26 protein-coding genes are annotated in these 20,417 nt (G+C 38.6%); 21 read left to right on the forward strand and 5 right to left on the reverse strand.

Translation table 11 applies throughout. From position 1 onward, the window contains the following. Window positions 1-36 precede the first annotated feature (36 nt). Entirely contained in the window at window positions 37-1,716 is a 1,680-nt protein-coding gene (locus tag ACZ5N5_RS06895) for a glycoside hydrolase family 13 protein (RefSeq protein WP_464373529.1), read from the forward strand. A 53-nt stretch (window positions 1,717-1,769) separates the two neighbouring features. On the opposite strand, the gene ACZ5N5_RS06900 is transcribed toward ACZ5N5_RS06895, so the two are convergent. Continuing rightward, window positions 1,770-2,936, reverse strand: coding sequence for a DUF4317 domain-containing protein (locus ACZ5N5_RS06900; RefSeq protein ID WP_464373530.1), 1,167 nt, complete (start codon window positions 2,934-2,936; stop codon window positions 1,770-1,772). A gap of 135 nt (window positions 2,937-3,071) precedes the next feature. On the opposite strand from ACZ5N5_RS06900, the gene ACZ5N5_RS06905 reads away from it, so the two are divergent. The 5 genes from ACZ5N5_RS06905 (at window position 3,072) to ACZ5N5_RS06925 (ending at window position 6,971) form a co-directional block, all read left to right on the forward strand. Then, window positions 3,072-3,764: a winged helix-turn-helix domain-containing protein gene (locus tag ACZ5N5_RS06905; protein ID WP_277679121.1), complete on the forward strand. Its 693-nt coding sequence runs from the start codon at window positions 3,072-3,074 to the stop codon at window positions 3,762-3,764. Further along, window positions 3,761-4,711, forward strand: coding sequence for a sensor histidine kinase (locus ACZ5N5_RS06910; RefSeq protein ID WP_109983203.1), 951 nt, complete (start codon window positions 3,761-3,763; stop codon window positions 4,709-4,711). The genes ACZ5N5_RS06905 and ACZ5N5_RS06910 overlap by 4 nt, the downstream gene beginning before the upstream one ends. Before the next feature lie 79 nt (window positions 4,712-4,790). Next, window positions 4,791-5,717 (forward strand): ABC transporter ATP-binding protein, encoded by a 927-nt coding sequence (locus tag ACZ5N5_RS06915; protein WP_464373531.1) that lies wholly within the window; start codon window positions 4,791-4,793, stop codon window positions 5,715-5,717. Next, window positions 5,710-6,399, forward strand: a complete 690-nt coding sequence (locus ACZ5N5_RS06920) for an ABC transporter permease (protein ID WP_054860069.1) — start codon at window positions 5,710-5,712, stop codon at window positions 6,397-6,399. Before ACZ5N5_RS06915 ends, ACZ5N5_RS06920 begins: the two co-directional genes overlap by 8 nt. A 20-nt stretch (window positions 6,400-6,419) precedes the next feature. Beyond that, window positions 6,420-6,971 (forward strand): 2-phosphoglycerate kinase, encoded by a 552-nt coding sequence (locus tag ACZ5N5_RS06925; protein WP_054788121.1) that lies wholly within the window; start codon window positions 6,420-6,422, stop codon window positions 6,969-6,971. A gap of 6 nt (window positions 6,972-6,977) precedes the next feature. On the opposite strand, the gene ACZ5N5_RS06930 is transcribed toward ACZ5N5_RS06925, so the two are convergent. From ACZ5N5_RS06930 to ACZ5N5_RS06940, 3 genes are read right to left on the reverse strand one after another with little or no spacing between them, the layout of a single operon-like run. Next, window positions 6,978-7,967: an LTA glycolipid anchor biosynthesis glycosyltransferase, IagA/BgsA family gene (locus tag ACZ5N5_RS06930; protein ID WP_277679117.1), complete on the reverse strand. Its 990-nt coding sequence runs from the start codon at window positions 7,965-7,967 to the stop codon at window positions 6,978-6,980. 13 nt (window positions 7,968-7,980) lie between these two features. Next, window positions 7,981-8,580: a TVP38/TMEM64 family protein gene (locus ACZ5N5_RS06935; RefSeq protein WP_464373532.1), complete on the reverse strand. Its 600-nt coding sequence runs from the start codon at window positions 8,578-8,580 to the stop codon at window positions 7,981-7,983. Further along, window positions 8,577-9,779, reverse strand: a complete 1,203-nt coding sequence (locus ACZ5N5_RS06940) for a glycosyltransferase family 4 protein (RefSeq protein ID WP_277679115.1) — start codon at window positions 9,777-9,779, stop codon at window positions 8,577-8,579. The genes ACZ5N5_RS06935 and ACZ5N5_RS06940 overlap by 4 nt, the downstream gene beginning before the upstream one ends. 353 nt (window positions 9,780-10,132) lie before the next feature. Between ACZ5N5_RS06940 and ACZ5N5_RS06945 the strand changes: the two genes are divergently transcribed. Next, window positions 10,133-10,933, forward strand: a complete 801-nt coding sequence (locus ACZ5N5_RS06945; protein ID WP_464373533.1) for a glycerophosphodiester phosphodiesterase — start codon at window positions 10,133-10,135, stop codon at window positions 10,931-10,933. A 352-nt stretch (window positions 10,934-11,285) separates the two neighbouring features. Continuing rightward, window positions 11,286-14,159, forward strand: a complete 2,874-nt coding sequence (locus ACZ5N5_RS06950) for a glycosyl hydrolase 53 family protein (RefSeq protein WP_464373534.1) — start codon at window positions 11,286-11,288, stop codon at window positions 14,157-14,159. Between the two features lie 57 nt (window positions 14,160-14,216). Here ACZ5N5_RS06950 and ACZ5N5_RS06955 read toward each other — a convergent pair whose 3' ends face one another. Further along, window positions 14,217-14,720: a DinB family protein gene (locus ACZ5N5_RS06955; RefSeq protein ID WP_054788117.1), complete on the reverse strand. Its 504-nt coding sequence runs from the start codon at window positions 14,718-14,720 to the stop codon at window positions 14,217-14,219. 260 nt (window positions 14,721-14,980) lie between these two features. Between ACZ5N5_RS06955 and gvpJ the strand changes: the two genes are divergently transcribed. The 13 genes from gvpJ to gvpU are packed head-to-tail and all read left to right on the forward strand — an operon-like array spanning window position 14,981 to window position 20,402. Further along, window positions 14,981-15,238, forward strand: coding sequence for a gas vesicle protein GvpJ (gene gvpJ, locus ACZ5N5_RS06960; protein WP_464373757.1), 258 nt, complete (start codon window positions 14,981-14,983; stop codon window positions 15,236-15,238). Continuing rightward, entirely contained in the window at window positions 15,235-15,606 is a 372-nt protein-coding gene (locus tag ACZ5N5_RS06965) for a coiled-coil domain-containing protein (protein ID WP_109983196.1), read from the forward strand. Before gvpJ ends, ACZ5N5_RS06965 begins: the two co-directional genes overlap by 4 nt. 25 nt (window positions 15,607-15,631) lie before the next feature. Continuing rightward, window positions 15,632-16,072, forward strand: coding sequence for a gas vesicle protein GvpQ (gene gvpQ, locus ACZ5N5_RS06970; RefSeq protein ID WP_464373535.1), 441 nt, complete (start codon window positions 15,632-15,634; stop codon window positions 16,070-16,072). Window positions 16,073-16,119: 47 nt separating this feature from the next. Beyond that, window positions 16,120-16,383 carry a gas vesicle structural protein GvpA gene (gvpA, locus tag ACZ5N5_RS06975; RefSeq protein ID WP_054860102.1) on the forward strand — a complete coding sequence of 88 codons (264 nt, stop codon included), beginning with the start codon at window positions 16,120-16,122 and terminating at the stop codon, window positions 16,381-16,383. Between the two features lie 48 nt (window positions 16,384-16,431). Next, entirely contained in the window at window positions 16,432-16,698 is a 267-nt protein-coding gene (gvpO, locus tag ACZ5N5_RS06980) for a gas vesicle protein GvpO (RefSeq protein WP_054860103.1), read from the forward strand. Between the two features lie 15 nt (window positions 16,699-16,713). Further along, entirely contained in the window at window positions 16,714-17,481 is a 768-nt protein-coding gene (locus ACZ5N5_RS06985) for a GvpL/GvpF family gas vesicle protein (RefSeq protein WP_054788114.1), read from the forward strand. A gap of 4 nt (window positions 17,482-17,485) precedes the next feature. After that, entirely contained in the window at window positions 17,486-17,743 is a 258-nt protein-coding gene (locus ACZ5N5_RS06990; protein WP_054788113.1) for a gas vesicle protein GvpG, read from the forward strand. 11 nt (window positions 17,744-17,754) lie between these two features. After that, a complete protein-coding gene (locus ACZ5N5_RS06995) occupies window positions 17,755-18,558 on the forward strand; it encodes a GvpL/GvpF family gas vesicle protein (RefSeq protein WP_277678397.1) in 804 nt (267 codons plus the stop codon). 15 nt (window positions 18,559-18,573) lie between these two features. Beyond that, window positions 18,574-18,828: a gas vesicle protein gene (locus tag ACZ5N5_RS07000; protein ID WP_054788112.1), complete on the forward strand. Its 255-nt coding sequence runs from the start codon at window positions 18,574-18,576 to the stop codon at window positions 18,826-18,828. After that, window positions 18,815-19,099, forward strand: a complete 285-nt coding sequence (locus ACZ5N5_RS07005) for a gas vesicle protein GvpK (RefSeq protein ID WP_054860106.1) — start codon at window positions 18,815-18,817, stop codon at window positions 19,097-19,099. The genes ACZ5N5_RS07000 and ACZ5N5_RS07005 overlap by 14 nt, the downstream gene beginning before the upstream one ends. A gap of 17 nt (window positions 19,100-19,116) precedes the next feature. Continuing rightward, on the forward strand, window positions 19,117-19,413 hold the full coding sequence (locus ACZ5N5_RS07010) for a gas vesicle protein (RefSeq protein WP_054788111.1): 297 nt from the start codon (window positions 19,117-19,119) through the stop codon (window positions 19,411-19,413). A gap of 30 nt (window positions 19,414-19,443) precedes the next feature. Then, a complete protein-coding gene (gvpT, locus tag ACZ5N5_RS07015) occupies window positions 19,444-19,986 on the forward strand; it encodes a GvpT/GvpP family gas vesicle accessory protein (RefSeq protein WP_464373536.1) in 543 nt (180 codons plus the stop codon). A 5-nt stretch (window positions 19,987-19,991) separates the two neighbouring features. Beyond that, window positions 19,992-20,402, forward strand: coding sequence for a gas vesicle accessory protein GvpU (gene gvpU, locus ACZ5N5_RS07020; protein WP_464373537.1), 411 nt, complete (start codon window positions 19,992-19,994; stop codon window positions 20,400-20,402). Window positions 20,403-20,417: the final 15 nt, after the last annotated feature.

Genomic DNA, 20,417 nt, shown 5'->3' on the forward strand with positions numbered 1-20,417 from the left:
TTTTTCAAATAGATTAAAAGATAAAGGAGAATAGAGATGCGGACTGTCAGTAGAAAGTGGTGGAAGGAAAGTGTTGTCTATCAAATCTATCCGAGAAGCTTCATGGATAGTAATGAGGATGGAATTGGAGATCTAAAAGGAGTAACATCAAAGCTCGACTATTTGAAAGACCTAGGAATCGATGTCATCTGGATATGTCCAATGTATAAATCTCCAAATGATGATAATGGCTACGATATTTCTGATTACCAAGATATTATGGACGAATTTGGGACAATGGCCGATTTCGATGAACTTCTAGAAGAAGTGCATAAGCGGGAAATGAAGCTGATTTTAGATTTAGTCATTAATCATACGAGTGATGAGCATCCATGGTTTATCGAATCACGCTCTTCAAAGGATAGTCCAAAACGTGATTGGTATATATGGCGTGATGGCAAAAATGGTAAGGAGCCAAATAATTGGGAATCGATCTTTAACGGATCTGCATGGAAATATGATGAAAAAACCGATCAATATTTTATGCACATCTTCTCTGAACGTCAACCAGATTTAAATTGGGAAAATCCTAATGTAAGAGAAGCATTATATGAGATGGTGAACTGGTGGTTGGATAAAGGAGTCGATGGCTTTCGCGTTGATGCTATTTCCCATATCAAAAAGGAACCTGGCTTAAAGGATATGCCAAATCCCAAAAATTTAGACTATGTACCATCCTTTTCAAAAATGATGAATGTCGAGGGGATTGATCCATTTCTATCAGAATTCGCACAAAAAACGATCCATAATTACGATATTATGACAGTTGGAGAGGCGAATGGCGTTAAGCTGGAGGATGCGGACAAATGGGTTAGTGAAGAGCATGGCTACTTTGACATGATTTTTCAATTTGAATTTTTAGGTCTATGGCAAAAGGATGGAGACGGCACTGTAAATGTGCAGGCATTAAAAGAAAATCTATCGAAGTGGCAGGCAGGTCTTGAAGGGAAAGGCTGGAATGCTTTATTTATCGAAAATCACGATCAACCTCGCCGAGTGTCCACATGGGGAAATGACCGAGAGCTTTGGAAGGAAAGTGCTAAAATGCTAGCTGCCTTGTACTTCCTCATGAAAGGAACCCCATTTATCTATCAGGGTCAGGAAATCGGTATGACGAATGTTCAGTTTCCATCGATAGAGGATTATAATGATGTCGGCATGATCAATTACTATAAGTTAGAAACAGAAAAAGGACGTCCACATGAGGATATTATGCAAGTCATCTGGAAGCAAGGACGCGATAACTCCCGTACTCCAATGCAATGGCATGCTGGGGCAATGGCAGGCTTCACTACATCGAATAAAACGTGGATGAAGCTGAACCCGAATTATGTGGATATTAATGTCTCGGATCAAATGAATGATCCTGACTCCATTTTGAATTTTTATAAGGCTTTAATCAAGTTAAGAAAAGAAAATGAGGTTTTCGTTTATGGAAGCTACAAGTTGCTGTTAGCCGATCACCCTAGTCTCTTTGTTTATACTCGTACATTTGGTGAGAATAAGGCATTAGTGATCAATAATTTCTCTGAAAAACATACGGAATGTAAGCTTCCGGCTGAAGTTTCTATTATTTCCTCACAGCCTGTTCTCCACAATTATGAAGTAGAAGAGGAGAAATTAGTAGAAAAAATGACATTAAAGCCTTACGAAACAAGGGTATATTTATTTAACTAAAAGAGTAGGAACCCGGATATTTTTCCGGGTTTTTTATTTTAACATTCACGCGATTATTTAAACACTTCTGGAATCATCGTAAATCCATCCACAATGGTGTCCTCTTCAACCTCAATCATTAAATACCGTCTTCCATCAATTTGTATTTGTTTAACAAATCGCAAATCCTGTGGACTTACTGCTACATTAGCTATCTTTGTATTAATCTTAATAGATTTTGAGGTGAATTTTGGCACAATGTTTCTCGCTTTTAGCTCATAACCCTTATCATCCACTACATTTTTAAAGGCTGTTTCGACCTTTTCTGTGTCCACATTCTCTAAGCCACTCGTCTTCAATACCTGCTCCACATCCCTATAATCTAGCTTCGGTGGCTCCTCCTCTTCATTTTCCTCCACCACACGATTGATTTCCTCATACATACTAGCAAGGGTCGATGTATTAATTTGATGGCCAACAGCGTCGCGAACAATTTCCTCGAATACAATTTTATCATCCTTGGCAGTCAAGGTTTCCTCGGCATTTAAAACCTCCTCAATGAAGTGAGGATCTGGTTCATTCGCCTTCCCTGTAGCGTAGAGAATACGGTTCACATCAGCAGCATTTTCCGTAAAACAAGGGAATAGAAAACCGCCAACTGGTGCCTTAAGATTAATCACAGGGTCAACGACTACATTATATTTAAATTCCTTCTCTACATAATCAAATACGAGCTCTTTTTTTGGATCCTGTGTTTTATTTAAACTACATAGAATAAAGGAATGGGAATAGACAGAATCTCGTTTACTTTCCTCGGCATCATCATTCCCACGCTTCATTGGCTTTAAGTATTCTCCGCGAATGAAGGTGACGACAATATCCATTTCATACTGCTTTTCATCAAGCATTTTCTCCACTATTTGTAGCATTTGTTCCTTCCAGGCATCTGTTTCAGTGCTTAATAAACCTTGATGTAGAATAAGCTGACTACTATTTTCGATACCGGATAGAAATTTCAGCTCAAATAACTTTTCATCGATTGTGCCTGTCAGCACTTTTTTGAAATTGTTCATAAATAATTCCTGCTGATCTTGATCTAACATTTCAAAGGGCTGACTTTCCTGATGATAAATTTCACTGGACTCCTTCATGATATACACATTAAAAATATCATGTATTTTCAATAAGTCATTGTCTAGCTTGAATTGCTTTCGTATATTGGCTATATCTTTTTTGTTCATTTTATTTCACTCCTAGACTGTTATTATAACTGAAAAAAGAATCGAAAACTATTAATCTAGCAATATATTTCAGAAGGATGATACAGTATAATGAAAAGGATAAATGTTATTTTTTGCTAAGGAAGAGGGATGGAAATGCAGGAAACGATATTACTAGTCGAGGATGATCAACAAATCCGAGAAATGGTGGCCAATCATTTGCAAAAAGAGAGCTATGAGGTTATTTCCGTCGATGATGGTCAGAAGGCCATCACGCTATTTTCGCAAAATAAATTTGATTTAGTCATATTAGATCTCATGCTTCCTACCTCTAACGGAATAGATGTATTACAGCAAATAAGAAAGGAGAGCCTCTTGCCTATTCTGATCATGTCCGCAAAGGATAGTGATGTTGATAAAGCGTTAGGGCTTGGCTTTGGGGCAGATGACTATATCGCAAAGCCTTTTTCGTTAATCGAAATGACAGCAAGGGTGAAGGCTGCATTAAGAAGATCGAAGCAATATAGTCAAAACCATCCACCAGAAATCGTCAAGGTATTCGATTTAGAGATAGATCTAAATAACTTTACTGTACGAAAAAAAGGTGACGAAATATCTTTAACTGCAAAGGAGTTTCAAATATTACGTCTTTTAGCAACCAATCCGAACCAAGTCTTTACAAAAGGTCAGCTCTATGAAAAGGTTTGGCAGGAAGCGTATTATGGGGACGAAAATGTCATCAATGTTCATATTCGAAGATTAAGAGGTAAGATAGAAGACAATCCCTCTTCCCCAAAGTATGTGAAAACAATTTGGGGAATTGGATATAAACTGGAGATGAGACAATGATCTATCTACTAATTGTGGTGATAGTCGTCCTGCTGCTGCTTGTTTTTAAGCTATATCATGAAAAAAAGAAGATAAGATATCAGCTTAGTTATATGACAGAAAAAATGAATCAGATTATTTCGAATCCATCTGCTGAGCGCTTACTTTTAATGACAGAAGAAAAGGAGCTTAGAAATCTATTAAACGAAATCAATCGCTTGCTGGATTTTCACCATCAATACATTGCAGATAATGCAAAGGTGAGGATGTCGATGAATCGGATGTTATCGAATGTCTCACACGATCTGAGAACTCCTTTAACCGTCATTTTAGGCTATTTAGAAACAATGGAGTATGACAAAAAATTGACAGATCAAAAGCGAGGTTCACTTCTAACTAAAGTACGTCGGAAGGCTTTGGAAGTGTCAGATTTGATCAATAAATTTTTTGATCTAGCAAAATTAGAGTCTGGTGATTGGCAGTTGGATATCCGTAAAGTTCATCTGAATGAGGTTTGTGCAAAAGCAATCGTTGGCTACTATGATACTTTAAGCTCCAAAGGCTTTGCAGTTGAAACTGATATTCCTCAGGAACCCATTTTCCTTTACGCAGATCCAGAGGCGATTACGCGGATACTAGATAATTTATTAACAAACGCGATTCGCTATGGGAAGGACGGAAAAATGGTAGGGATTGCTTTGGAGCAGGATGAAGACCATGTCTATCTAAAGGTATCAGACCGCGGAAAAGGAATAAAAGAGCAAGAGAAGCAACGAATCTTTGAGCGTTTATACACACTAAATGATTCCAGAAGTCGACAAGCAGAGGGTAGTGGAATCGGGCTAACGATAGCTAAACATTTAACCGAACAAATGAACGGACAAATTACATATGCCAGTACGCCTTATACGAAAACCGTTTTTACGGTTCAATTTCCTAAAGCCTTAAATGCTTCTTTTCTAACTTAAGAAAATCGTAAGAATTGCGTAATAGAAATGACGGTTTCCTCTGATATAGTGAAGCTAATCAAAGTAAGGGGGATGTTACATGACTTATATGCTTAGGACCAGACAGCTTACGAAGCTCTATGGAGGAGTAGAGGTAGTCTCGAAGGTGAATATGAATGTTCGGCGTGGAGAGATTTATGGATTTTTAGGACCGAATGGTGCTGGGAAAACGACCTTAATGAAAATGATCACAGGCTTAGTTCGCCCAACCGAGGGAGAAATAGAAATAATGGGGGAAAAGCTTCAGACTCAATCGTATGAAATGTTAAAAAAGATTGGAAGCATCATCGAATACCCTCGTTTTTATGAAAGGCTCTCGGCAGAACAAAATCTCGAGCTTCATTGTGAATACATGGGCTACTATAAAAAAGAAGCCATTGCTGAATCTCTACAGCTCGTAAACCTAGTTAATGTGGAGAAAAAGCCAGTTAAGGAGTTTTCCTTAGGCATGAAGCAAAGGCTCGGTATCGCAAGAGCGATTATTACAAAGCCTGAATTTCTCATCCTTGATGAGCCGGTAAATGGATTAGATCCAATCGGCATGCATGAAATCCGTGATTTGTTTTTCAAGCTTAGTAGACAATATGGTATGACACTTATCATCTCTAGCCATATACTTGCAGAAATGGAACAAATCGCAGATACGATTGGTGTGATTCGTGAAGGTAGATTAGTGGTAGAAGCTCCTTTAGAGGATATACGAAATAAACAAACGAACCATCTAGAGTTGATGGTTTCTAATCATACAGGAGCTGCTTTTGTACTTGAAAATGAATTGAATCTGACTAATTTTAGATGGCGTGAGGATAAAGGAGTGTTTCAGATTTATGATCATAAGGTTAATCAGAGTGACATTGTCGAGGCGATGGTTAGGAGAAGGATAAGGATTGATTCGATTTATCAAAGAAACCAGTCTCTGGAGGATTATTTCCTACAATTGATGGAAGGGGTTGAAGTAAATGGTTAATCTTATGAAGCTGGAAATGAGACGAGTTAACATAAGAAATGTATGGATTAGCTTTCTATCGATCAATGCGGGGATCATCGGTATACTACTTTTGTTTGAAATTGATCCTGAAATAACGAAGGAATTTTATACGAGCTATGATGATGTATTTTTCTTTTTGGAGTTGATGGTTGCCGCAGCATTTGTTATTTACGCCTCTGTACTACTCTCTCAGCTAATTGTCGAGGAGTTTAGAGATAAGACGGTCTCTGTTCTGTTCATGTATCCAGTCAACCGCAAAAAGTTACTATTTGCTAAACTTATGGTTGTTAGTATGCTAACCTTTCTATTTATCGTTAGCTCTGGCATCATTGTTTTTACTGGATTTTACTGGATAAATGAGATAAATAGCTACATATTGGAGCCCTTATCCAGCCAATTTTTACGTGAAAAAATCATTCATCTTATCGTGATGGCCATAGCCTGTGCAGGAATGTCTCTGATTCCTCTAGCATTCGGCATGATCAAATATTCTGTTCAAGCAACGATTACCTCATCCATTCTGATCATCGCCATCTTATCCTCCTCTGTAGGAAATGGAACGAATTTATTTTCCTTTATTGGTGTACCTATTTTCTTAGGAATGATTGGTTTTATGATTGCAGCTATGGTAATCAGTAAATCGGTGAGGAAGGATTTTTAATAACAGGAGGGTGATGCTAAATGATTATCTTAATCGGCGGAACAAGCTGTACGGGAAAGACCTTTCTAGCACAGAAGCTTTTAGAAAAATACCGAATCCCATATTTTTCAATCGATCACCTAAAGATGGGGATCTATCGAAGTGATCGTGATTGCGGCTTTACTCCACTTGACGAGGATGAGATCATCACGGAAAAATTATGGCCGATAATTCGTGAAATGATCAAAACAATGATAGAAAACAACCAAAGTGGGATTATAGAGGGATGTTATCTTTTACCAGAACAAGTAGAGGCACTAAGAAACAAATACCCTGAGGATATTATCTCCTTTTACCTGATTTTCTCTACTCCTTATATTCGAGAACATTTTGATTCAGGCATTATCAAATACCGAAATGTGATAGAAAATAGAGGAGCTAAAGAAGATAGGCCCATCACTCAATTTATCGAAGAACACGATAAGCTGAAACGTAAATGTATACAAAATGATGCGAAATATTTTGAGATAGAACAAAATTACGAAGAAGAGATGATGTTTGTTTATCAATTTATAGAAGAAAAAGGCCATTAAAAAAGGTTAAAACTGATACAACTCTAACAGTTTCTCACCGATTTTTTTAATATCTTTTTCTAATGCTAGCTTGTATCCATTTTCCGTCAAATCTGCTAATTCTCCTGCGAGCATTCCATTAATCATGCTTTTGAATTGATCAAAATGCTTTGCCTTGTAGACCGTTTTCTCGTTGGTTAACCATTTATTATAAATCGGAATATCTCGGACTAACACAGGAGTTTTCGCAGCCAATGCTTCAAGTAAGACAATCCCTTCTGTCTCTTCATGAGTCAAAAATAAAAATAGATCACTTCCACAGTAAGCATCCCTAATCTCCTGTCTATTAATATAGCCCGGGAAATACAGATTAGGGATATTTTGATTCATCGCATGCTTCACCTTTGCAGGAACCAATTTCAAAGGGGTGTAACCAAACCAATAAAACCGGTACTCTGGCATTTGCCTCGCGAGCTCAATAAAATCTAAGATTCCTTTTCGTTCCATAAAATGCCCAACAGAAAGGATGACCTTGTCCTGTTCAGATATTTGATATTTTTTTCTGAAGCGATTTCGTGCAGCAGTGGTTGGGCGAAAGAAGCTTGTATCAATCCCATTAGACAAGCTGAAAATAGGAGGATTTAACCTATAGCTAGATAGTATTTGTCGCGCATAATCTGTAGGAGTGATTATAATATCTGCTCGATTATAACAAAAGGTAATCCATTTCTTAAAAAGCGGTGCTAACCAATTGGAACCAATAAAGGAATTGCGAAAATCCTCCATTGTGGAATGGGCATAGTATACGACCTTCTTCCCCTTTTGCTTCGCCCACCAGCTCATCATTAGCGAGTTAGGAAAGATCGTATTGATATGGACGATATCGAAGTCCTCATGATGATTTGCTGTATGTGGAATATTCAAAAGCTCCAGTGCTTTCTTCTGATGGCGCATAGCTTGTCCGATTCCACTTTTGCTGATTAGCTTTTCAGAGCCAGCATATAATAACACTTTCATAATACATGTCCCCCTATGTAACAAAAGATGAAATGTAGCGAAATAATAGTTCCAATCCAAAGCTATAAATAGCAATGGGGAGAGGTTTTCCAATCAGAATAATAGCTGTAAACTTTTTAAAAGACATTTTCGTTGTTCCAGCAAGGTAACAAAGAAAATCGTCTGGTGCAATCGGCATAAAAATCGCCACACCAAAAAGTAGCGGAAATTGTTTATGCTCTACCCAGCTTCTATATTTGTTTCGAAGCTTTTCTTTAAAGAAAAGGGTCAGTACGGTATGGCCATATTTTTTGGCTATGCAAAAAGCGGCTAGAGAACCTAAGCAGATTCCGATATAGTTATAAACCAAGCCGAAGATTGGTCCGAAGATTAGAATTCCACCAAGACAACCAATCCCACCTGGTACTATAGGGAAGACCACCTGTACAAATTGAAAAAGGATAAAGAAGATGGGCGCCCAAATACCAAATGGATCTAGAAAGGCCTCTAGAGCCTGTTCTGAATAAAAAAGCTTTGTTTGTATGCCATAGATAAAAAAGGCAAGACAAACCACTAAGCTTAGAATGGTAAGGATATGATAAATCGTTTTAATGGTTTTTGGATTTAGTTTCATGAATTCAAGCTACTTTGATTAAAATTTGGCAGACTATCGTGATTTTTTGGGTGTTCCTTGATCGCCTGAAAATAAATGCTTTCGATGTTTTGAGCAAAGGCAGTCGAGGAAAAATTCCGCACAGCGCTTTCTACCGCGTTTTTAGAAAACTGTTGCCATACTTCCTTATCGGAAATAAGCCATTGTAATTTTTCTTTAAAATCCTCATAGGAGGAATACTGCCACCCATTTCGTTCATTCACAATAACATTGTCCAAGCAAGGATCCTCGCGACAAATAGCCGGTAGTCCACTTGCTAATGCCTCAATATAGGTTAGTCCCTGTGTTTCACTATTAGATGCACTAACAAAGGCATCGCCTATCTGGTAGTATGTCGCTATTCGCTCCGGTGATACCATTCCAGTAAAAATAACGCGGTCAGAGATATTCTTTTTATTAGCATAATTTTCAAGTGAATGTCTGTGAGGACCGTCCCCAACAATCAATAAAACGAGATTCTGTCGATTTAAGCGTGCAAAATAACGAATGATTTCTTCTAAATTTTTTTCTTTTGCTAATCTGCCGACAAACAATAAGAGCCGTTGGTTTGGAGATAAGCCGAGCTGCTGCCTAAGCTGTTGTTTCGTTCTATTTTGTATTTTTTTCGTGAATTGGTGTAAATAAATACCTGTTGGAATGACACTAATCTCTTGCGTAACCCCATAACCTTTTAATAACGATTGAACCTTATCGGTTGGCGCAATCACATATGTAGCATGCTTCAGTACTTTTTTGGTAAAGACGGCAACCATCGCTTTTCCCCATTTGCGATTAGGAGAAAAATAATGGGTGTAATCCTCATAAACGGTATGATAAGTATGGATAATGGGTGCACCACAATGTTTGGCTATATACTTGGCTAAACGGAAGGTGCTAAATTCGCATTGTGTATGGATGACATCCGGCTGCCATGCTATTAATTCATCAAGATATTTATCATTGGTGGATAAGGTGATTCTAGCACCTGGATATATTTTACCAATGCCTAATGAGCTTATATATGTCACTTCATTTTGCCGAAATGATTTCTTTTGGTTAGATAGGGTGAGTATACGAACATCATGACCTAAGTGCTGTAATTCCTTTTTTAAGTTGATGATAGATGTCACTACTCCATTAATAACAGGAGAATACCATTCGGATGTGATTAAGATTTTCATTGTAATCCCCCAATTTCTTCCCATCAAAAATAATCAGCTGGTGATGGATGAGTTAAGTACCTATGGAAACAATATGCATCCCCATCTCTAAATAGTATAGAAGAGTTTTTTTAAGGAGATATTAACCAAAAGTTAAATATTTGATAAATTTACTAAGCTAGGAACTGTAAAGCTTTCGTAAAAGATTTCATATTTTCTTTCTGTTTGGACAAAAATAGCTATAATAGTGATTGAAATACTTACTTATAGAAGGTGTTTGTTTGAGAAAATCGTTAAGTTGGATCATAATCTTACTCATGTTTTTGTTGATAAATACAATATGGGATGGGAAAAAGGAGGAAGCTGTAACTGTAATGAATAGGACAGAGGACTCTTTGTTGTCCCCTAATCGAATGCTGAACATTGCCCACCGTGGGGCTTCTGGTCATGCACCGGAGCATACGATGAAGGCCTATCAGCTTGCAATGGAAATCGGAGTCGACTATTTGGAAATTGATTTGCAAATGACGAAGGATGGCAGACTTGTTTCCATGCATGATCCCGATGTTTCGCGAACTACGGACGGAAGTGGTTTAGTAAGTGAGTATACATTAGCAGAACTTCAGAAGCTTGATGCGGGTGCTTGGTATAATCAGAACAATCCAGATAAAGCGAATAAAGATTTTGTTGGATTAAAAGTCCCTACATTAGATGAAATATTCGAGCATTTTGGGAAGAAAGCGAATTATTATATAGAGATTAAACAACCATCTCAGTCTCCAGGTATGATCTCTTCATTACTAAAAACATTGAAAAAGTATGATCTGTTAGACCCGAATAATCGGGAAGGATCTGTTATTATTCAATCCTTTAGTGAAGAGAGCCTACAGCAAATTCATCAAAGAGCCCCTTCGATACCTCTGATTCAGTTGAAGGGGGAAGCTATTACCAAAAAACAGTTGGAAAAAATAAAGGAATATGCCTCAGGAGTTGGGGTAAATGCGAAGTTAGTTGATAGAAAATTTGCCTCGATGGTGCGAGATGCAGAGCTCCTCTTACATGTCTATACGGTGAATGAAAAAAAACAAATGGTGCAGCTACTGGAATGGGGGGCAACAGGCCTTTTTACGAATTACCCTGATCGGTTGAAAGCGATTTTAAAGGAAATTCATTAAAGGTGTGTTCACAGCGCACCATTTTTCCTATGAACCGAACTCGAGGCCATAAAAACTAGTCGAACTCACAATAACGCAACCAGAAGCCACAATAAAACTAGATAAACTCACAATAATTCATCCAAATACACAATCTAATTAAATGAACTCAACATGTTACAAACAAAATCCAAAAAACTCAGTTCCAGCACCTTAATGATAAGCCCGAAGGAGTATTTACCCTGTAAGAAATTCCCTCCCCTTCTTATCCCAAAGCATTCAATTTCTGAAAGTTATGACGAATAATTTGATATATCAAACAAAATGAAACCGCTTTATAATAAATAGATAAAGAAGAAGGGGGAATATCGGAATGAAGAAAGTTTTTGCAATTATTCTTGCACTTACTCTCTTGTTTGGATCATCTCATTTACAACATATAGAGGTAGCAGCAGAAATAGAGAATAATTTATTAACCAATGGGGGATTTGAAACAGATTTCTATCAGGATGCATCCTGGCAGGTGAGTGAAGTCAACTGGGACAATATAACGATCAATGCAACTGGCGAAGACTCTGTCGAAGGACATGCTGTTAATTACTGGGTCAGGGATACGGCAACAGAAGAAGAATCCTTCACCATTAGCCAAGTAGTTTCTTCCTTACCAGCCGGTAGCTACCAATTATCCGTTCGTTCGATGGGTGGCTCAAAAAACGAAGCTGGGGAGGTTGCGCTTTTTGCTGGCTCCAATAAGGCTGATCCAGTAGCAACAACTGGCTGGGGCAACTGGGAAACGAATAGTCTTACATTTGAAGTGACAGAGAATACAAAAGAAGTGAAAATCGGGGCTACTATTTCGGGAAAGCCGAACGCATGGGGGAACCTAGACAATTTCCAATTAGTCAGCATAGATGAACAAACCCCACAACCTGTTCCAGCTGATATTTTTGTGGAACGTGTAGAAGGTATAGCTAAGGATTTTATTAAAGGGGTGGATGTTTCTAGTATCCTTTCCTTAGAGCAAAGTGGTGTTACGTTTTATAATGAGAAAGGCCAAAAGCAGGATATCTTTACAACATTAGCCGAATCTGGCGTCAATTATGTTCGCGTTAGGGTGTGGAATAATCCATATGATGCAGAGGGAAATGGTTATGGTGGTGGAAATAATGATTTAGACAAGGCCATAGAAATTGGAAAAAGGGCGACTGCAAATGGAATGAAGCTTTTAGTTGACTTCCACTATTCCGACTTTTGGGCAGATCCTGCGAAACAACAAGCACCAAAAGCATGGCAGGGACTAAGCTTTGAAGACAAGAAGCAAGCTCTCTATCAATATACGAAGGATAGTCTACAAGCAATATTAAATCAAGGCATTGATATAGGAATGGTGCAAGTAGGAAATGAAACAAATGGCGGCATTGCAGGTGAAGATGATTGGACACATATGTCTGCACTTTTTAATGAAGGCAGTCGAGCAATTAGGGAAATAGATCCCAATATTTTAATCGCTTTACATTTCACCAACCCAGAAACAACTGGCCGCTATGCCAACATTGCCCAGACATTAGCAGAAAATGAAGTGGATTATGATGTTTTTGCAAGCTCCTATTATCCATTCTGGCACGGCAGCTTAGAAAATTTAACCAATGTGCTTAAACATGTGGCAGATACTTATGATAAACAGGTAATGGTTGCTGAAACCTCTTATACTTATACAGAAGAAGATGGAGATGGTCATGGAAACACAGCGCCAAAGGACAGTGGCCAAACCTTAAATTACCCTATTAGTGTTCAAGGACAAGCCAATGCATTAAGAGACGTATTCGAAGCAGTGGTGAACGTAGGGGAAGCAGGGATTGGTGTTTTTTATTGGGAACCAGCCTGGCTTCCAGTTGGTGATCCAGATCATATAGACATAGAGTCCAATCAAGCATTGTGGGAAAAATACGGATCAGGATGGGCGACAAGCTATGCAGCTGAATACGACCCAGAAGATGCAGGGGAGTGGTATGGTGGTAGTGCTGTAGATAATCAAGCATTATTTGATTTCTACGGAAGGCCTTTACCTTCCTTGAATGTTTTTAAGTATCTAGATACTGGTGCTATTAGTGAAAGGCAAATAGATCAGATTGATGATATTGCCCTTAGCTATCATCTTGGAGAAGAAATTACCTTACCCAGCACAGTTACCGTCCCCTATAATGATGGCAGTGAAGAAGCAATAGAGGTGAGTTGGGATCAAGAAGCCTTGGAAAAAGCTAAGGCTGGCGGTGAAGGTAGCTACACCATTACGGGAACGATTGATGGTGGTCTAACCGTACAAGCCTATCTAACGATTCAATCGAAAAATTATGTCCAGAATCCTAGCTTTGAAGATGCGGATACAAGTATGTGGAATCTCACCTTTGCTAATGGATTACCACCACATGCATCGATAAAGGAAAATAAGTCTAATTCCAAAACAGGTAATTATTCGTTAGATTTCTGGTCAGATTCAAACATCGATTTCAAAATAGAACAAACAGTTACTGGGCTAGAACGAGGATATTATCGTCTATCGATGTCGCTTCAAGGTGGAGATGCTGAAGATGCAGAGATGTTTCTTTTTGCCTCTACCAGTGAAAGGAATTATCGAGTAAATACAGCAGTAGATGGCTGGGTGAACTGGAAAACTCCGATAATGGAAGAAATTCTCGTAACAGACGGAAGCTTAATGATGGGTGCTAGTATCACCGCAGAACCTGGGGCATGGGGGACAATAGACGACTTTCAATTACAGAAGATAGCCGATTATCAACAAACCATTGACACAACAGCATTAAATGAATTGATTGAAAAAGCCAAAAAAGTGAAGAAACGAGATGTGACTGTAGCATCGTTCCAAGCATTACAAAAAGCAATCCAACAAGCAGAAGTATCTATCGCAACAATCACCACAGATAAAGAATTAAAACAGGCATTAGCAGAGCTTAAAAAAGCGATTCATGCATTAGAGGAAGAGCCAGCTTCCACTGAACCTGTTTCAGAAGAAGAAAAGATCACAGATAGCGAAAGCGAATCTGGGATAGAGGATAAGGAAATGAATCGAGATCAAGGAGACGTCGTTAACCCTAGCGAAGAACGTGAAAAAGCCTTACCGAACACAGCAACGAATCAATATAATCTAATGGCCTTTGGTCTTCTCTTACTATTGCTAGGCTTTGCTAGTTATTTCTATAACCAAAGGAAAAACAAAATGAAGGAATAACCGAAACAGTAGCTCCCCACCGATAATGTAAATCGGAGGGGAGTTTTTCAATAGAGATTAAAGCGGTGGATTCTCCACACCAAATTTACCCCAATCCTCTTTTGGTGGGCCATAAACCCCGAATGGCTTTAAACCAGCCTGGCGCATTAATACCGTGATTTGTCCGCGGTGGTGGACAATGTGTTTCATTAACCCCATTAAAATCGTGGCATTGGATTCCTCTCTACCAAACGCATCTTGTACCTGTGATAGCGAATCATCTGTCCACTGCTCCTTTAACTCAATCGATACACGAGTACTTGTCTCCTTAAAAACTTCTGCGATTTTTCTTGCTGATGCTGGCACAGTATCTACATCTTCAACTGAATCGATTACGAGACCAAAATCTGATAAATATTCCGGTATGCTTGTCGTTAAATGCCAAGCAATTCTGCCGATGCTGCGACCCTCCGGATAAACTTGTTGATACAAGGATTCCTCTGTTAGGCCCTCCAAAACCTCTTGTGTGAGCATTGCTTCCCTTTCCCATTCTTTCCTAAAGTCCTCAATAGATAAATACATTTAAATTCTCCTTTACAGAACATTTGTTCCTATAAAATTATCACTTCCTAATTGTTATGTCAAGGGAGAAAACGTAAACAATTTGTAATAAATGAGTAAAATATCCTTCCGCCTAACTAAAAAATTGCTTGAAGCCAACCCTTTCCTCATTCCTCTAGTAGTAATATTTGAAGAAGATATTTCCATTTAAATGGCGAAGGAAAGGAATTCCTGTTTTAGACAGCTTATTATCGTGGTATGGATAGGTAAGCTGATAATTTATAGATCTCGCGTTTGTTCCTACAACAAATGCGAAGGAGGTCCCCCATGAGTATCCAAAAACAACTGATAGCTCAAGCTTAGCGGAGGTGATCGACAGATTACTGAATAAAGGAATTGTGATTGATGCCTATGCAAGAGTTTCATTAGTGAGAATTGAGATTTTAAACGTAGAAGCAAGAGTAGTTATGGGATTATTTCAAGATGGAGCCAGTGAAAAATCGGAGAATGAAAGCCATTCAAAAAGGAGATTGTTATGATAGCACAAAAGCAAGAAAATAGTAACCAAAACTCACTAGGATACATTTTTATTGGTGGACTTGTTGGGGCATCCCTTGGTTTGTTATCTAACCCTGAAACAGCTCAAACCATCTGCAAAAAGATACAAGATTCAGAAGCAACACAAAGGCTAGCACAAGAGGTCGGAAGGAATGTACAGGGAATCCTTACCCAACAGGCTATGCTGGCACTAAAGCAAGCAGCACCTGCCTATTTAGGAAAAAATCGCTTTGCAGGAAAGCCAGAGGATCCATCCTATCAACAATTAAAACAAGAAAACGAGCAAATGAATGAAAGACTAGAACAAATAGAGGAAAAAATAGATCAGCTTTTAGCAGACAACCAATAATACGCCGTTTATAAAGGAGGATCTTATGGAGAATCCAGTAAAGAAGACGGCAAAAAAAATAACGAAACAAGCAGTTGAGAAAGCCCCTGATGCTTTAAAGGAGAAAGCGAAAGAGAAGCTCAAAGAAAAAGCAGGGGAAAAAATTCAAGAAAAGGCGCAGGATAAAGCGGAGAAGGCATCAGAAAAGCTAGCAGAAACCGTTGAGCAAAACGCGACAAAGGCCCATGAAACGGCAGCAGACGCAAAGGATAAAGTCCAGGATATTTTATTATCTGTGAGAGATAAGCTGAGTATGGTGAAGGAAGCCGGAGAAAGCTTTCAAGAAAGTATTTCCGAGGACGAATCGAAGCTAAAGAGCTACCGCGAGGTCAAGGGAATCAGTAATGTAAAGAACGCAAGCAATCTAAAGGGAGCAAGTGATATAAAGAGCTCGACAAAGGTAAAATCCTTAATGGATATTAATTAGTAAAGACTACTAGATTCTTAAAATACGACAAGTAAAGGAGAATAATCATGGCTGTTCAAAAAACAACTGATAGTTCAAGCTTGGCAGAGGTAATTGACAGAATTCTAGATAAAGGGATCGTGATTGATGCCTATGCAAGAGTATCAGTAGTAGGTATTGAAATTCTAACAGTAGAAGCACGTGTCGTTATCGCAAGTGTGGATACATGGTTGCGCTATGCGGAAGCCGTTGGGTTATTAAGAGATGAAGTAGAAGAGAATGGACTACCATCCCAACGTAATGAGCGCAGCAATACAGCGTTTGGTATTTAATCAAAGGGTGGCTACTAGCCACCCCCTGTTCTCAAAATGGAGGTAACCATGAAGATAAAAGAAATTATGAATAATGTCACAGATTTTTTTCAAGAGCATATTGCACCGCCTCATAAAATTACATCTGTAGAAAAGCTAGAAGAGGGTGGATGGAGGGTAACAATCGAAGCAGTCGAAGAAAAGGAATATATGAAAAAATATGCGAAGGATGAAATGCTCGGGACATATGAGGTTTTAGTAGACAAGGACAAGGAAATTACGTCATTTAAAAGACTGGATATACGGTACAGGAGTGCTATTGGCGTAGAAAGCTAGAAGGGAGTTATGTAAATGTCAAACCAAGATAATGCTGGAATCTATATCTTTTGTGGGATACAGACAAACGAAAAAGAGGAATTTGGCCCTGTCTCGTTTGATGGAAAGGAATATGACACGTTTACGATACATTATCAGGATGCTGCCATGGTGGCGGCAAAGGTACCTATGAAAATCTACCCTCCAAATAAGGAGAATCTTTTCATGCATCAACAACTAGTATCTAAAGTGATGCAGAGCAAGGATGTAGTCATTCCGATTAGCTTTGGAAATGTATTTCATTCAACAGAGGATGTGGAGGTACTACTAGAAAACCTTTATCCACAATTTGCACGATTATTTCCAGAAATTAAAGGAAAAATGGAGCTTGGCTTAAAGGTAATTGGGAAAAAAGACTGGTTAAAATCTCAAATGAATGAAAGTCAAAAAGTAGAGCGACTTACCAGACAAGTAAATGGGAAGTCGGCGGAAGCGAGCTATTATGAACGAATTCAATTAGGTGGAGCAACCCAAGAAGTCGTCTCCTCTCTTATTCGAGACATAGAAGCCGACATTTATGCCCCATTAAAAACAAAGGCAGAGGCAGCGAAGCTCAATGACCCGATTGGTGATAGGATGCTATTAAATGCTTCCTTCTTAGTAGATCGGGATAAGGAAGAGACCTTCGATCAGTTAGTGAATGAAGCCCATGAAAAATGGCAGGATAAAGTTGAATTTAAGTACAGTGGTCCGTGGCCTGCTTATAATTTTGTCCAAATTCACCTAGCAGTTGAGGAAAGTTGAGATCATGCTACACAAATTAGTAACAGCCCCTATGCGTCTTGTCAAAACAATCGGTGAAAAGGTACAGGAAGAGGTAGATCAAGAATTATATGACCTTCCAACCATTCAACAAAAACTCATTCATTTACAAGCCATATATGAGCAAGGAGATCTTCCAGAAGTAGAATTTAAGGTAAGAGAGGCTGACTTGCTAACAAAATATGAGAATGCGAAGCAAAGAGAGTTAGAGCAATGGGAAGAGATGACAAAGAGAAGAGATTAAGGAGAAATACGATGGAACCATTCATTTATTTATATGCTTTTATTCCAGAGGAGGAAGTTGAGAGCAAACCATTAGCTAACATGGAAGGTTTTGATAGGCAGAACAACATTTATACGGTCACTATTGATGGGATTAAGGCAGTAGTATGTCGCCTCCATAGTGAGGAATATTCTGAAGAAGTCATCCAAGAAAAAATAGAAAATGATATGGAATGGCTTCAACAAAAGGCCTATCATCATCACCAAACTTTGATGAAGCTATACGAGGAGTACACGTTAATTCCATTAAAATTTTGTACGATTTACCAAAATGAGGAGAGCTTGCGTCAGAAAGTAGAAGAGAAATTAGACGATATGAGAGAAATCCTCACCCAATTGAAGGAAAAGGAAGAATGGAATCTAAAAATCTACTGTAATGAGGAGAGCTTAAAGAAGATAGTAAGCCAGGATAATCCCACGATTGCGGCAAAAAAGGAAGAAATAAATCAATTGCCGCCAGGAAGGCAGTTTTTTGAAAGGAAAAAAATCGACCAACTAATCATGGACGAACTAGATTTGGAAAAGGATCGGATATGTGAGGTGGCTCATGAGCAGTTAAATCAATACGCCGAGGATGCCGTCATTAAAAAGAATTGGAGCAAAGAAATGACAGGGCGAAAGGAAAATATGGCTTGGAATAGTGTTTTTTTATTAAAAAAGGATCAAGTGGAGCCATGCTTAGAAGAGTTAGAGCAAGCCGAAAAGGAATTAGAAACAAAAGGCTTCACTCTGGAGATAACTGGTCCATGGCCAGCCTACCACTTTGCAAGCTTTTAAGAGAGGGATGCCAACATGCCAAGAAAAGAATCCATAGAGAACAAGGAGATTGCCCTAATTGATATTTTGGATGTGATCTTAGACAAGGGGATAGCGATTAAAGGGGATTTAATCATTTCGATCGCAGGCGTCGATCTTGTTTATCTAGATTTACGTGTCTTGATTTCGTCCGTAGAGAAGCTTGTACAGTCCTATGAGGGAAATGGCGCAGTCGTTTCCTCACAGCAATTGGATAAGCAAAGGAGGGAACTAACCGATGCAACCGAGTAATCAAGCAAATGGCCGTATTAATTTAGACCCAGACAATGCAGAAGAAGGTCTTGCACAGCTTGTGATGACGGTCATTGAATTGCTTAGGCAAATAGTTGAGCGACATGCCATTAGAAGAGTTGAGGGTGGTCACTTAACAGAGGAACAGATCGAAAATCTAGGTGTTGCGCTCATGAATCTAGAGGAAAAAATGAAAGAATTAAAAGATATTTTCGGATTAGATGCAGAGGATTTAAATATTGATCTTGGGCCATTAGGAAGATTGATGTGATAAGGAGGTGCTAATCTATGCCAGTAGAGAACCCAGTACAATCGAACACGATCGTCGATGTATTAGACAAAATCTTAGATAAAGGTGTCGTTATTGCTGGGGATATATCTGTTGGAATTGCAGATGTAGAGCTATTAACGATCAAGATTCGGTTAATTGTTGCCTCAGTAGATAAAGCCAAGGAAATAGGAATGGATTGGTGGGAGACAGATTCTTATCTCACTTCACAAGCGAATGATTCCAGTAAAGTATTGAGGGAAGAAAATAAAAGGCTTCAAGAGAGATTAGATCAGCTCGAGGAAAAGATAAAGTAAGTCTTAACAACCATCAAGGAGGGAAAATGAATGACTAAACTATCGACAAAAAAGCTACCAATTAAACGTACGATCACAGGTGGTGTAGTGGGAGCGACGATAGGCTATCTTGCGACACCAGAGAATGGCAAGAAGCTGTTAACACGGATAAAGGATACAGAATGGAAGGACAAAGGCAGACAAATAGGAAAAGCAACAAAAGGAAAGGTAGTCGATTTAAAGGAAGTAGGGATGCAGAAATCCAAAGAAACAATCCAAAAGGTGAAGGACGCCAATGTTTTTACAAATAGCCATGAGAATCAAGAAGAAGAAACAGAATTAGTGAATGAGGATAGCTTTATCGAACTAAAGGAAGAGAATAAAAGACTTCAAGAACGATTAAAGGGACTGGAAGAAAAAATAAATAATCTCACAGTGACAGAAGAGGACGAGACCGACACAAAGGAGCAAGCGAATAAAAATAATAAAATAACCAAAAAAACAACCTCCACAAAAAGAAAATCCACAAGCAATAAAAAGGCGAATACTTCCGTTACCAATAATGATGATACTAAATCCGAGTCAGGGGAGTGAAAGAAATGAGTGCAAAAGAAATAGATAGTATTCTAGTCTTTTTGGTTGAGGCTACGAATAAGCATCGCTTTTCTTTAGACATTACCTTAAATGTGAATGGATCTATCGTATCTGGAACGACAGTATCTGCAAAAGGATATTTTGAGGGTTTAAGTGATGCCTTTGAGGATGGAAATGATATTTCTAAAAAAATTAGTGAACAGCTCTCGCAAGCAAGTGAAGCAGTAGATGATGGTGGGAGTGAGATGGCTCAATTTATCCATTTGAAAAATGCCAAGGTCTATTGTGGAGATAGTAAACCAACCCCGTCAAGCGGTAAAATTCTTTGGCGAGGAAAATTACAGGAAATTGATGGTTTTTTTCTAGGTAAAATATCAGAGGCTAGGTCAAGCACTTCTTCTAAAACAAAATCATGACCAAAAGGAGATGGT

This window comes from Gracilibacillus sp. JCM 18966, assembly GCF_055392695.1.